Raw genomic sequence first — 12,439 nt, forward strand, 5'->3', positions numbered from 1 at the left:
CGCGCGGCCTAAGGTCGACCTGTGGACACGACCTACGACGCCGTCGTCGTCGGCGGAGGCCACAACGGCCTGACCGCGGCGGCCTACCTGGCCCGCGCCGGACGGACCGTCCTGCTCCTCGAGCGCGCGGACCACCTGGGCGGCGCGACGCGGTCGGCACGGGCGTTCCCGGGCGTCGACGCGAACGTCTCCCGGTACTCCTACCTCGTCTCGCTGATGCCCCGGCAGGTCCGCGACGAGCTCGGGCTCCGGGTCGAGCTCCGCCGCCGGCGCATCTCGTCCTACACGCCGTCCGGCGACGGCGGGCTGCTCGTCGACACGGCCGACGAGGCCGCCACCGCCGCGTCGTTCGCCGACGTCGGCGCCGAGGGCGACCTCGCCGCCTGGCGGGCGTTCGGCGCTCGAACCGGCGCGCTCGCGGCACGCCTCTGGCCGACGATGACCGAGCCGCTGCTGTCACGCTCCGAGGCCCGGCGGCTGCTCGGCGCGGACGACTGGCGCGACCTGGTCGAGCGGCCGGTCGGCGAGGTCGTCGACGCGACCTTTGCCTCCGACCTGGTCCGCGGGGTCGTGCTCACGGATGCGCTCATCGGCACCTTCGCACGTCCGCACGACGGCGACGGCCGCGCCAACCGCTGCTTCCTCTACCACGTGATCGGCGACGGTACGGGGGACTGGGACGTTCCCGTCGGGGGCATGGGCGCGGTCGCCGGTGCCCTGGAGGCGGCGGCGCGCGCGGGGGGTGCCGAGCTGGTCACGTCGGCCGACGTGACCGCGATCGACCCCGGCAGCTCGACCACGCCCGCCGAGGTGGCGTGGACCGACGCCGACGGCACGGGTCACCGGGTCGGCGCGCGGCACGTGCTCGCCGCGTGCGCGCCGGCCGTCCTGGACCGGCTGCTCGGCCGCCCTGCCGGTCCCGGGCCCGAGGGGGCGCAGCTCAAGCTCAACATGCTGCTCACGCGCCTGCCGCGGCTGCGCTCGGGGATCGACCCGAGCGTCGCGTTCGCCGGCACGTTCCACGTGCACGAGTCCGCGACCGAGCTCGAGACCGCCTACCAGCAGGCCGCCGAGAGCCGGATCCCGGACGTGCCGCCCGTCGAGACGTACTGCCACTCGCTCACGGACGGCTCGATCCTCGGCGCCGACCTGCGCAGCAGCGGCCACCACACCCTGACGGCGTTCGGCCTCCACATGCCCGCCCGTCTCTTCGCCGCGGACCCGGACGGCGCCCGTGAACGGGCGCTGGCGGCGACGCTCCGGTCGATCGACAGCGTCCTCGCCGAACCGCTCGAGGACTGCCTGGCCCGCGACGCGACCGGAGCCCCCTGCCTGGAGGTGCGCAGCCCGGTCGACCTGGAGGCGGACGTCGGGCTGCCCGGCGGCCACATCTTCCACCGCGACCTCGCGTGGCCGTGGGCGGAGCGTGACGACGAGGTGGGCACCTGGGGTGTCGAGACGGAGGATGCACGCGTGCTGATCGCAGGTGCGGGCGCTCGTCGCGGCGGAGGGGTGAGCGGCATCCCCGGCCGCGCAGCCGCGATGGCCGTCCTGTCCGAGGGGTGACCGGCGGGAATAGGGTCGCGGGCGGCATCGGTTGCGCGAGGCACCGACATCTCTGGAGGACTCTGTGACGAGCACGCCCACCGCCCGCCCCGTCGTCGACTTCTGGTTCGACCCGGCCTGTCCGTGGGCGTGGATGACGTCCCGCTGGATGGACGAGGTCTCCGCGATCCGCGACGTGGACGTCCGCTGGCACGTCATGAGCCTGTCCGTGCTGAACGAGAAGAAGGACGACCTCCCGCAGCGGTACCGCGACCTCATGGACGACAGCTGGGGCCCGGTGCGCGTCATCGTCGCCGCCGCCCGGGACCACGGGGACCAGGTCATCAAGCCGCTGTACGACGCGATGGGCACGCGCCGCCACCCCGGCGGGCGCACGGACACCGCCGCGATCATCGCGGAGTCGCTCGCCGAGGTCGGCCTCCCGGCGGAGCTCGCCGACGTCGCCGGCTCCGACGAGGTCGACGCGCTCCTGCGGGAGTCTCACGGCGAGGGCATCGCGCTCGTCGGCGACGACGTCGGCACGCCGGTCGTCGCCATCGACGGCGTCGGGTTCTTCGGCCCCGTCATGACGCCCGCTCCGACCGGCGACGCCGCCGGCCGCCTGTTCGACGGGCTCGCCCTGGTGACCAGCGTGCCCGGCTTCTACGAGCTCAAGCGCTCGCGGACGGCGGGACCGTCGTTCTGAGCGCCCGACCAGGAGGATTGGCTCGTCCGGTTCCTCCCGTGTGATCCTGGTCGCCGACTCCGCCCGAGACCAGGCGGGGCCGCGACCCCCACGGGGAGGAACGGAGCAGCATGACCTCGGCGCGCAACATCCGGCTCTTCGTCATCGTCGACGTGGTGCTGGTGGTGCTCCTGCTCGTCCTCGCGATCGTCTTCGCGAGCCGCGGTGGCAGCGGTGGGGGCTCCGACGACGCGGCCACCGGGACGACCGCGTCGAGCACCCCGACGCCGAGCTCGTCGTCCACGTCCACCGAGCCGGTCGCGTTCGCGCTGCCCAGCGGGAACATCGCGTGCACGATGTCCGTCGACGGCGCGACGTGCACGATCGCCAGCTTCACCTACGCCCCGCCGGTCGTGGCGGGGTGCACGGAGAAGACCGGCCACGTGATCGTGCTCAACGCGGACGGTGTCGCGTTCGACTGCGTCAGCGGACCGCCGCCCGCGGTCGCCGGCGAGGACGTCCCCGTGCTGGAGTACGGCCTGACCACCAGCGTCGGCGAGTACACGTGCCGCAGCGCGACCGACGGCGTGCAGTGCACGGACGCGTCCGGCACGGGGTTCCGGCTCGCGCGCGCCTCCTGGTCCGAGCTCCCGGCCTGACGCCGGACGCCCGGACCAGGGGCGCCGGTCGTCACCAGATGCGGACGCGCTCCTCGGGGGCGAGGTACAGGGCGTCGCCCGGTTGCACGTCGTAGGCCGCGTAGAACTCGTCGACGTTGCGGACCACGCCGTTACAGCGGAACTCGTTCGGGGAGTGCGGGTCCGTGGCGATCCGACGGATGATCTCCTCGTCGCGACCCTTCGCCTGCCACACCTGCGCCCAGCCGAGCAGCACCCGCTGCGCACCCGTCAGGCCGTCGATCACGGGGGCGTCCTCGAGCGAGGTGCCGAGCGCGATCCGGTAGGCGGTGAACGCGATGGACAGCCCGCCGAGGTCGCCGATGTTCTCGCCGACGGTGAGCTCGCCGTTCACGTGGTGCGACCCGCCCAGCTGGACGGGGGAGAACTGCGAGTACTGGTCGATGAGGGCCTTGGTGCGCGTCTCGAACTCCGCGCGGTCGTCGGCCGTCCACCAGTCCTCGAGGCGGCCGTCGCCGTCGTACTTGGAGCCCTGGTCGTCGAACCCGTGGCCGATCTCGTGACCGATCACGGCACCGATCCCGCCGTAGTTGACGGCGTCGTCGGCGTCGGCGTCGAAGAACGGCGGCTGCAGGATCGCGGCGGGGAACACGATCTCGTTCATGCCCGGGTTGTAGTAGGCGTTGACCGTCTGCGGAGTCATGAACCACTCGTCGCGGTCGATCGGCTTGCCGATCTTGCCCAGCTCGCGGTCCTGCTCGAAGGCGTACGCGCGACGCACGTTGCCCAGCAGGTCGTCGGCGGCGACCACGAGCGAGGAGTAGTCGCGCCAGCGGGCGGGGTAGCCGATCTTCGGGGTGAACGCCTCGAGCTTCGCGAGGGCCTTCGCGCGCGTCTCCTCGCCCATCCAGTCCAGCTGCGAGATGGACTCGCGGTACGCGGCGACGAGGTTGGCGACGAGGCCTTCCATCCGCTCCTTGTGCGCGGGCGGGAAGTGCCGGTCGACGTAGACCTTGCCGACGGCCTCGCCGAGCACGCCCTGCACCAGTGAGACGCCCCGCTTCCACCGGTCGCGCAGCTCCTGCGCACCCGTGAGCGTCCGGCCGTAGAAGTCGAAGTTCGCCTCGACCAGCTCGTCGTTCAGGTACGGCGCCCGGTCGGAGACGACGTGGTAGCTGAGCCAGGCCTTCCAGTCCTCGAGCGGCTCGCTCGCCCACAGGGCCGCGAACGCCTCGGCGAACGACGGCTCGCGCACGATGAGGTGGTCGAACGTCCCGGCCGGGGCGCCGAGCGCGAGCACCCAGGAGTGCCAGTCGAACCCGGGTGCCCGCTCGACGAGCTCGGTGAGGGTCAGGGCGTTGTAGGTCAGGTCGGCGTCGCGGTCCTTGACGACGTCCCAGTGCCCGGCGGCGAGCCGGGTCTCGAGCGCCAGGACGCGGCCGGCGAGCTCGTCGGCCTGTGCCTCGTCCGCGGCCACCCCGCCGAGCCGCAGCATGCGGGCGACGTGCGGACGGTACGCGGCGAGCACGGGCGCGTACTGCTCGTCGCGGTAGTAGGCCTCGTCCGGCAGGCCCAGGCCGCTCTGCACGAGGTGCACCGCGTACCGGGTGGGCTCCTTGGAGTCGTTGTCGACGTAGAACTGCACGGCGCCGCCCGCGCCGGTGCGCTGCAGCGCCCCCAGCGCCCCGGTGAGCTCGGCCTGCGTCGTCGCCGCCTCGACGAGCGCGAGGTCGGTGCGCAGCGGAGCGGTGCCGGCTGCCGCGACGGCGTCGGTGTCCATGAACGACGCGTAGACGGCGCCGACCTTGGCCTCCACGGGGTCCGTCGACGTCCCGGCCGCCGCGGACTCACCCGCGTCGGTGATGATGTCGCGGACCTGCTCCTCCGCGCGGTCGTGCAGGGCGCGGAACGCTCCGTCCATCGCCCGGTCGGCGGGGATCACGTGCGACGCGAGCCAGCGTCCGTTCACGTGGGCGAACAGGTCGTCCTGAGGGCGGACGTCGGGGTCGAGTGCGGTCAGGTCGATGCCACTGCGCGTCATGCGGACAGCCTACGGACGGGCGCGCGTGATCCGCCGACGCTTATGCCGAGGGCGGACGACCGCCTGCCGGACTGCCGACGCGGTGCCCTGGTGGTGGTGCGGCAGGATGGGCCCATGCGCATCCACGTCGCCTCCGACCACGCCGGCTACGAGCTGAAGGTCGCTCTCGTCGAGCACCTGCGCGCCGCCGGCCACGACGTCGTCGACCACGGTGCCGGCACGTACGACGCGCTCGACGACTACCCGCCGTTCTGCTTCGCGGCGGGGGAGGCTGTCGTCGCCGAGCCGGGGTCGCTCGGTGTCGTCATCGGCGGGTCGGGCAACGGCGAGCAGATCGCCGCCAACAAGGTCACCGGGGTGCGCGCCGCCCTGGCCTGGAACCTCGCGACCGCCCGGCTGGGCCGGCAGCACAACGACGCGAACGTCGTCGCGATCGGCGCCCGCCAGCACTCGGTCGACGAGGCCCTGGAGCTGGTGGACGCGTTCGTGGCCGAGCCGTTCAGCCACGACCCGCGCCACCAGCGCCGGATCGACCTCCTCGCGGACTACGAGGCTGCTCGCTAGCCGTTCACCAGATGTAGGTGCAGACGGGGGCGACGGGGGACAGGAACGCGACGGCCGCGGACCTGAGCGCCCCGGGCGTCTGCTCCGTCACGAGCCCTGCGCGCGCCAGCGCCGCGAGCGACCGGCCGCCCAGGTACGCGGCGCCGAGCTCACGGACGTCGAGCGTGAGGTCGGCGTCGTCCTGCGTCGCGGCGACCTCGGCCGGGTAGGTGCCGTCGTCCTGCTGGACGCCGGTGGTCAGACGCCAGCGGCCCGCGTTCGCGGGCAGGCGGGTGTCGGTGACGTCGAGGACGACGTCGACCGGCGCGCTGTACCCGCGACCGGCCAGGGCGACCGGGACGTCCAGCAGCCGGACCCACAGGTTGTCCGTGAGCTTGGGCACGACCCCACGCTGGTCGACGAGCAGGTGCAGGAGGACGTCGTCGACGGGCAGCATCGGGCTCTCGACGGTGGCCATGAGGTCGAGGTCCAGCAGGAACGACCACAGGCGGTGGGTCGCGGCGGCGTCGACGGCGACGGCCTCGCGGATCTTGACGGTGCCGGCCGGGCCGCCCTCCGCCCAGTTGTCCTTGCGCCGGAACAGCGCGTACGCGCGGACGTCGCCCGCAGCGTCGTGCACCGTCACGATCCGCAGGGGCTCGGCGCCCTCCCGCCACGCCGGCGGGTCGACGAGCACCCGGGTGCGCCACGCGTCGCTGTCCCGGGTGGTCCAGCCCGGCCGGCCGGCACCCGCCGCGCGGTGGACGGCGTCGACCAGCGCGCTGTCCCGGGCGGGGTCGGCGGTCGCCAGCCGCACCGTCAGCGCGTCGGATCCTGCGACGTCACGCAAGGCGGCTCCGCGGGAGAGCTTGACCCGCACGTCGTCGCACGCCGAGCCGTAGCCGTACCGCCCGTAGATCGCGTGCTCGGCGGCGAACAGGGCCGAGATCGGCTCGCCCCGGGCGAGCGACCGGGCGAAGTGCGAGTCGATCATCGCCGTCAGCAGACCGCGGCGGCGCTGGTCCGGGCGGGTCCCCACCCAGGTGAGACCCGAGCAGGCGACCGTGCCGCCCGGCACGGGCATCGTGTGCGCGTACGAGGCGTGCACCGCCGCCAGCCCACCGTCGGGATCCTCGACGGCCTGCGTCCGGTCCCACTCGAAGGTGATCGGGACGAGGGCGTCGGTCTCGGCGTTCGTGTCGAAGGCGAACGCCAGGTGGTCGACCGCGATGAACTCGTCCTTGCGGCTCTCGGGCACGTCGACGAGGCGGTATCCGTCGGGAAGGGGGCTCATGCCGCCATCGTCCGGCATGGCACGCCCCGACGGCATCTCCATTAGGTGGAGCGGGCAGTATCTGGTGCCGGTGACCTGCGGATACGCTCGCCGGATGAGGGCAGTGCGATGGGTGCCGGCGCAGGGCCTGCTGACTCGGGCGACCCTCGTCCTGCGCCGCTGGAGCGGCCGGTCGCAGGTGACGCTCACGGCGGCCCTCGTGCTGTGCGTGGGGCTGCTGACGTTGGGCATCGCGCAGCAGCCCGAGTGGGTCCCGCCGTCGACCTTCCTGCTGGTCGAGCTGGTGGCGGTGTTCCTGCTGCGGCTGCGCAACCTCGTGCTGCTGGGCCTGGTCGTCCTGGCGTGCACGTGGGGCCTGTGGTGGTGGGGTGTCGCGTCGCTGATCCCCGGCATCCTCGTGGTGATCACGGTCTCGGTGGTGGCGATCGTCGCGTTCGCGCGCGAGCGGGAGCGGCTCGGACTGCAGGGCGCGCCCGGCGACCTCATGCTCGTCGACCTGCGGGACCGGCTGGCTGCGCACGGTCGCGTGCCCCCGTTGCCCGCCGGCTGGCGCGTGGACAGCGAGATCCGCTCGGCGCACGCCGACGGCTTCTCCGGGGACTTCATGGTGGCGGGCACGCGGGCCGACGACGACGCCCTCGAGATCGTCCTCGTCGACGTGTCCGGCAAGGGGCTCGACGCCGGGGTGCGGTCGCTGCAGCTGTCCGGCGCGTTCGGCGGCCTGCTCGGGGCCATGCCCCGCGACGAGTTCCTCCAGGCCGCCAACCGGTACCTGCTCGCGCAGGCGTGGGACGAGGGTTTCGCGACGGCGATCCACGTGGCCCTCGACCTGCGCACCGGCGGCTTCTGGGTGTCGTCGGCCGGGCACCCGCCGGCCGTCCAGCTGCACGCCGGCTCCGGGCGGCTCGAGCTCATCGACACGGTCGGCAGCCCCGCGCTCGGGGTGGTCGACGACCTCCGGTGCGAGTCGCGCGCGGGACGACTGGAGCACGGCGACGTCCTGGTGCTCTACACGGACGGGCTGGTCGAGCTGCGCGGGGGAGACCTCGACCAGGGCATCGACCGGTTCATGGGGGTGGCGGACCGCGTCCTGTCGCCCGGTCGTGGCTCGGCGGCGGCGGTCCTGGCGGGGGTGAAGGCGGGCGACGACGACGACCGCGCGGTCGTGCTCGTCCACCGCGACTGACGTCAGGGCTGGACCGAGGCGACCAGCCAGTCGGCGTAGCCCTCGCGCCCGCCGCCGGCCTTGAGGTGGATGTCGTCGGCGTAGAACCACGGACGGTTGGCGGAGCCGAGCGTGCTCCAGTCGAGCAGGTGCGCGTGCGGGTACTCGGGGGTGACCCGGGCGAGCAGCTCGTTGTTGTAGGCCGCCCAGGTGCGCGGGACGTGGACGTTGACGAGGTAGACGCGCCGGTCCCGGGTGAGCTCGAGCAGCTCCCGCAGGCTGGCCTCGTCGATCGGACCGTTGGTCCCGCCGTGCACGATCACGGTGTGCCCGAGGGTCCCCGCCGCGACACCACCGCGGACGATCTCGAGCATGGCGCCGAACTGACGTGACTCCACGGCGTCGACGACGACCCCGCGCGCGGCCAGGTCGGCGGCGGCCCCGAGCATGACCGAGTCCCCGATGCTGGAGATGGCACCGACCTCCTCGGGTGGGGGCGGCGGGGGCGTCTCGACCGGCGTCGGCGTGGGTGTCGGGGTCGGCGTCCGCGTGGCGGTGGGGGTGGGTGGCGTGGTCGCCCGTTGCGAGGTCACGGCGGGCACCGGCTCCGGCTGCCAGGACGTGGCCTCCGACCCCACCCGGGGCACCTGCGCGAGCGCCGCGGTGGCGACCCCGCCGACGACCGCGAGACCGATCGCCGCAGCGACGACCCGCAGCAGGGTGCGGGCCCGGTCCTCGTGCGGCCGGCGCACGCGTGCGACCGCCCGGCCCACCGCGCCCCGCCGCACGGGGAGCTCGACGAACCGGTACGACAGCTCGGCGAGGCCCAGCACGGCTGCCAGGCGCAGGATCGTCGCGAGCCACGGGGACAGGTCCAGGTCCACCCCGGGGCGGCTGAGCATGAAGACCGGCCAGTGCCACAGGTAGATGCCGTAGGACCGTGTCCCCAGCCATCGCCACGGCTGCCGGCCGAGCGCTCGGCCGAGCAGCCCGGCGGGGTCCGCGACGGACCCGACGAGCACCGCCGCCAGCAGCGAGAACGCCAGGAAGCCGCCGCGGTAGAGCGCGTCGCTGAACTCGTCCACCCAGACGAACGCCGCGACGACCCCGAGCAGCGCGAGGACGCCGAGCACGTCCGTGACGCCCGCCTCGAAGCGGCGGACGGCCCGGCCGCGCTCGCGCACCCACGAGCCCGCCCGGTCCCAGGTGCGCCACGGCGTCCAGGCGGCGGCCATCGCTGCGCCGACGAGCAGCCCCATGGAGTGGGTGTCGGTGCCGAAGTACACGCGGCTCGGGTCGTTCGGGACGGGGGACGAGGACCGGACGGCCAGGACCGCCATCGCGACGGTGGACAGCAGCGCGAGGATCCCGGCGACCTGCCCGACCCGCGCCCGTCCGGCCCGCAGCGCCAGGACGACGACCAGCGGGAACACGAGGTAGAACTGCTCCTCGATGGCCAGCGACCACAGGTGCTGGAGCAGGGGTGGTCGGCTGACCATCTCGAAGTACGAGCGGTCCGCGAAGACCTGCCACCAGTTCGACGCGTACGCCACGGCGGCGGCGATGTCCCCGCGCAGCTCTGCCGCCTCGCTCGGCATCGCGACGGCGACGCCCGCCATCGCGACCAGGAGCAGGCCGAGCGCCGGCAGCAGGCGCCGCGCGCGCCGGGCGTAGAAGCGGCGGAACGCGAAGGTGCCCGTGCGTTCGACCTCGTCGAGCACGAGCGTGGTGATGAGGTAGCCGGACAGGACGAAGAAGACGTCGACCCCCAGGAACCCGCCGCGCATCCACGGCGCGCCCAGGTGGTAGACCACGACCCCGGCGACGGCGATCGCGCGGATCCCGTCGAGCCCGCCCAGGTACGGCATGCGGGCCGCAGGAGCCGGTCGGGGCGACCGCTGCTCCGCGAGCGCGGGGCGCTGGGCGGTGACGGTCATGGATCTCCTGGGTCGGTGCACGTGCGCGGGGTGCGTGTGGGCGCTCCCGTGCGGCCAGGGTAGGTCGGGTCGACGGGCGATCCGGCGGGGGACACGCGGGGCGGTCAGTCCTCGTCGGGGAACCAGATGGCGCGGCGCAGCGCGACGCGCGTGCCGTCGGCGGTGAGCGGGGTTCCCTCGTCGGCGAGCAGGGCCAGCGCGCGCGTGGTGTGGCGTGCGGGCGGCCGGCCCGCGGCGTTGACGACGCGCCACCACGGCACCCCCGAGCCGGCGTGGCTCATGACCTGCCCGACCTGGCGCGGTCCGCCGCGCCGGACGCCGTCGCGGGCCTCCAGCAGGTCCCCGACGACCTCCGCGACGGTCCCGTAGGTCATCGCGCGGCCGGCGGGGATGGCGGCGACCAGGTCGAGCACCGCCTCCGCGTAGTCGTCGTCCATGCCGGTGGTCAGGCCGGCGCCCGCAGGGCGTCCGCGATCGCCGGGAGAGTGCGGGGGTCGGCCTGGACCAGCATCGTCGTGACGGCGGTGCCCTCCCACGCCGGGAGCTGTGCCCGGACGTCCTCGACGGTGCCGACCAGGGCGATGTCCTGGACGAGCTCCAGCGGGACGGCCGCGGTCGCGCGGGCGCGGTCGCCGGCGAGGTAGTGCGCCTGGATCTCGTCGCACGCCTCGGCGTACCCGAGCCGGTCGAGCACGTCCCGGTGGAAGTTGGCGCCCTTGGCGCCCATGCCGCCCGCGTAGAGCGCGATGAACGGGCGGACGCTGTCGGCGGCGGACTCGACGTCGGCGGCGAGCACGACCGGGACGGTCGCGACGACCTCGAAGTCCTCGACGGCGCTGCGCTCGGGTGCGCGCCTGGCGAAGCCCTCGGCGAGGAGGGTCCGGTACTCCCCGTCCATGCGCGGCGAGTAGAACAGCGGCAGCCAGCCGTCGGCGATCTCCGCCGACATCGCGATGTTCCGGGGGCCCTCGGCGGCGAGGTGGATCGGCAGGTCGGACCGCAGCGGGTGCACGGTCGAGCGCAGCGCCTTGCCCAGGCCGGAACCCTCGTCGGCAGGCAGGGGCAGCCGGTAGAACTGGCCGTCGAACGTGACGGGCGCCTCGCGGGCGAGCACCTGGCGGACGATCGAGACGTACTCGCGGGTCCGCGCGAGCGGCTTGGGGTAGGGCTGGCCGTACCAGCCCTCCACCACCTGCGGGCCCGAGGCGCCGAGGCCGAGGACGAACCGGCCCCCGGACAGGTGGTCGAGCGTGAGGGCGGCCATCGCCGCGGCCGTCGGGGTCCGGGCGGAGATCTGCGCGATCGCCGTGCCGAGCCGGATGGTCGAGGTGCGCGCCCCCCACCAGGCGAGCGGGGTCAGGGCGTCGGAGCCGTACGCCTCGGCCGTCCACACCGAGTCGAACCCGAGCTGTTCGGCGCCGAGGACCGCCTCCTGCGCGCCGGGCGGGGGACCCGCCGACCAGTAGCCCGTGTGGTAGCCCAGCCGCATCGTCCGTCCTCCTGGTCCGGCGTCGTCGTCGACGCCCGCGCCAGGCTACCTGCTACCCCGGGTATCGCGTGTCGGTCGGCCGAGCAGGCGCGGGACGGGCGGCGTCATCGGAGGGCCTCCTTGACCAGCGCGGTGGTGGTCTGCGGCGCGACGCCGAGCGATCGCGCGACGCGCACCAACGTCTCCACGGCGGCGTGCAGCTCCGCGTTGTCCTGCGCCGGGGCGGTGACCACGGCGCCGCGCCCGCGGCGGAGCTCGATCACGCCTTCGTCGCGCAGCTCCTGGTAGGCACGCAGGACGGTGTGCAGGTTGATGTCGAGGGAGGAGGCGAGCTCCCGGGCGCCGGGCAGCCGTTCGCCGTCGGCCAGCTCACCGCGCGCGACGGCGGCACGCACCTGCCCGGCCAGCTGAGTGAACAGCGGGTCCGGGGAGGCGGGGTCCACACGGAAGAGCACGGGGTGATCCTAGTTGTTTGATGACAACTAGAACAGCCGACGTCTCAGATGAAGATCGCCGGGTCGTCGATCTCGACGTCGAACGGTGCCGCCGCCGACCGCAGGCGGATCGTCGCGGGAACCCCGACGGCGATCGCCCCGGGCGGGACGTCGTGGATGACGACGGCGTTCGCGCCGATCTGCGCGCCCTCCCCGACCCACACGGGGCCGAGGACCTTGGCGCCTGCCCCGACGACCACGTGGTCGCCGAGCGTCGGGTGCCGCTTGCCGTGACGCATCGACTTGCCGCCGAGCGTCGAGCCGTGGAACAGGACCACGTCGTCCCCGACCTCGGCGGTCTCGCCGATGACGACGCCCATGCCGTGGTCGATGAACAGCCGGTGCCCCAGCCGGGCGCCGGGGTGGATCTCGATGCCGGTGACTGCCCGCGCGAGCTGGGAGATCAGCCGCGCGGGCAGCCGCAGGCCGGGCTGGTGCCACATCCGGTGCGCCAGCCGGTACACCCACACCGCGTGCACCCCCGGGTACCCGAGGGCGACCTCGGCGAGCGACCGCGCCGCGGGGTCGCGGTGCCGGGCCGCCTCGAGGTCTTCCCTCAGGATGGCGAAGAAGTGCAGGTGGTGGTCGGACACGATGCCTTCGTCCTG

Annotated in this window: 12 protein-coding genes; 5 read left to right on the forward strand and 7 right to left on the reverse strand. The window is 74.0% G+C overall.

The annotated features are described in order from the left end of the window. Nucleotides 1–21 precede the first annotated feature (21 nt). The 3 genes from CTE05_RS17390 (at nt 22) to CTE05_RS17400 (ending at nt 2,889) form a co-directional block, all read left to right on the forward strand. Nucleotides 22–1,566: a phytoene desaturase family protein gene (locus CTE05_RS17390; RefSeq protein WP_146847562.1), complete on the forward strand. Its 1,545-nt coding sequence runs from the start codon at nt 22–24 to the stop codon at nt 1,564–1,566. A gap of 64 nt (nt 1,567–1,630) precedes the next feature. Continuing rightward, nucleotides 1,631–2,251, forward strand: a complete 621-nt coding sequence (locus CTE05_RS17395; protein ID WP_146847563.1) for a mycothiol-dependent nitroreductase Rv2466c family protein — start codon at nt 1,631–1,633, stop codon at nt 2,249–2,251. Between the two features lie 110 nt (nt 2,252–2,361). Next, entirely contained in the window at nt 2,362–2,889 is a 528-nt protein-coding gene (locus tag CTE05_RS17400; RefSeq protein WP_146847564.1) for a DUF6636 domain-containing protein, read from the forward strand. 31 nt (nt 2,890–2,920) lie between these two features. On the opposite strand, the gene CTE05_RS17405 is transcribed toward CTE05_RS17400, so the two are convergent. Next, the gene (locus tag CTE05_RS17405; RefSeq protein WP_146847565.1) at nt 2,921–4,909 is read right to left on the reverse strand and encodes a M13 family metallopeptidase; all 1,989 of its coding nucleotides are present in this window, start codon (nt 4,907–4,909) and stop codon (nt 2,921–2,923) included. 114 nt (nt 4,910–5,023) lie between these two features. Between CTE05_RS17405 and CTE05_RS17410 the strand changes: the two genes are divergently transcribed. Beyond that, on the forward strand, nt 5,024–5,473 hold the full coding sequence (locus CTE05_RS17410; protein ID WP_146847566.1) for a ribose-5-phosphate isomerase: 450 nt from the start codon (nt 5,024–5,026) through the stop codon (nt 5,471–5,473). Nucleotides 5,474–5,477: 4 nt separating this feature from the next. On the opposite strand, the gene CTE05_RS17415 is transcribed toward CTE05_RS17410, so the two are convergent. Then, entirely contained in the window at nt 5,478–6,746 is a 1,269-nt protein-coding gene (locus CTE05_RS17415; protein WP_146847567.1) for a GNAT family N-acetyltransferase, read from the reverse strand. Nucleotides 6,747–6,840: 94 nt separating this feature from the next. Between CTE05_RS17415 and CTE05_RS17420 the strand changes: the two genes are divergently transcribed. Further along, on the forward strand, nt 6,841–7,932 hold the full coding sequence (locus tag CTE05_RS17420) for a PP2C family protein-serine/threonine phosphatase (protein ID WP_146847568.1): 1,092 nt from the start codon (nt 6,841–6,843) through the stop codon (nt 7,930–7,932). Nucleotides 7,933–7,934: 2 nt separating this feature from the next. Here the strand turns inward: CTE05_RS17420 and CTE05_RS17425 are convergent, their stop codons facing one another. The 5 genes from CTE05_RS17425 to epsC all read right to left on the reverse strand — a co-directional run bounded on the left by CTE05_RS17425 (nt 7,935) and on the right by epsC (nt 12,424). Beyond that, nucleotides 7,935–9,848 (reverse strand): acyltransferase family protein, encoded by a 1,914-nt coding sequence (locus CTE05_RS17425; protein ID WP_146847569.1) that lies wholly within the window; start codon nt 9,846–9,848, stop codon nt 7,935–7,937. Between the two features lie 104 nt (nt 9,849–9,952). Next, nucleotides 9,953–10,285 carry an MGMT family protein gene (locus CTE05_RS17430; RefSeq protein WP_146847570.1) on the reverse strand — a complete coding sequence of 111 codons (333 nt, stop codon included), beginning with the start codon at nt 10,283–10,285 and terminating at the stop codon, nt 9,953–9,955. Between the two features lie 8 nt (nt 10,286–10,293). Continuing rightward, on the reverse strand, nt 10,294–11,337 hold the full coding sequence (locus tag CTE05_RS17435; RefSeq protein ID WP_146847571.1) for an LLM class F420-dependent oxidoreductase: 1,044 nt from the start codon (nt 11,335–11,337) through the stop codon (nt 10,294–10,296). Between the two features lie 104 nt (nt 11,338–11,441). Continuing rightward, the gene (locus CTE05_RS17440; RefSeq protein ID WP_146847572.1) at nt 11,442–11,792 is read right to left on the reverse strand and encodes a GntR family transcriptional regulator; all 351 of its coding nucleotides are present in this window, start codon (nt 11,790–11,792) and stop codon (nt 11,442–11,444) included. 44 nt (nt 11,793–11,836) lie between these two features. Next, the gene (epsC, locus tag CTE05_RS17445; RefSeq protein ID WP_246123728.1) at nt 11,837–12,424 is read right to left on the reverse strand and encodes a serine O-acetyltransferase EpsC; all 588 of its coding nucleotides are present in this window, start codon (nt 12,422–12,424) and stop codon (nt 11,837–11,839) included. Nucleotides 12,425–12,439: the final 15 nt, after the last annotated feature.

Origin of the sequence: Cellulomonas terrae, from assembly GCF_007990265.1 — a bacterium.
GTDB classification, from domain to species: domain Bacteria; phylum Actinomycetota; class Actinomycetes; order Actinomycetales; family Cellulomonadaceae; genus Cellulomonas; species Cellulomonas terrae.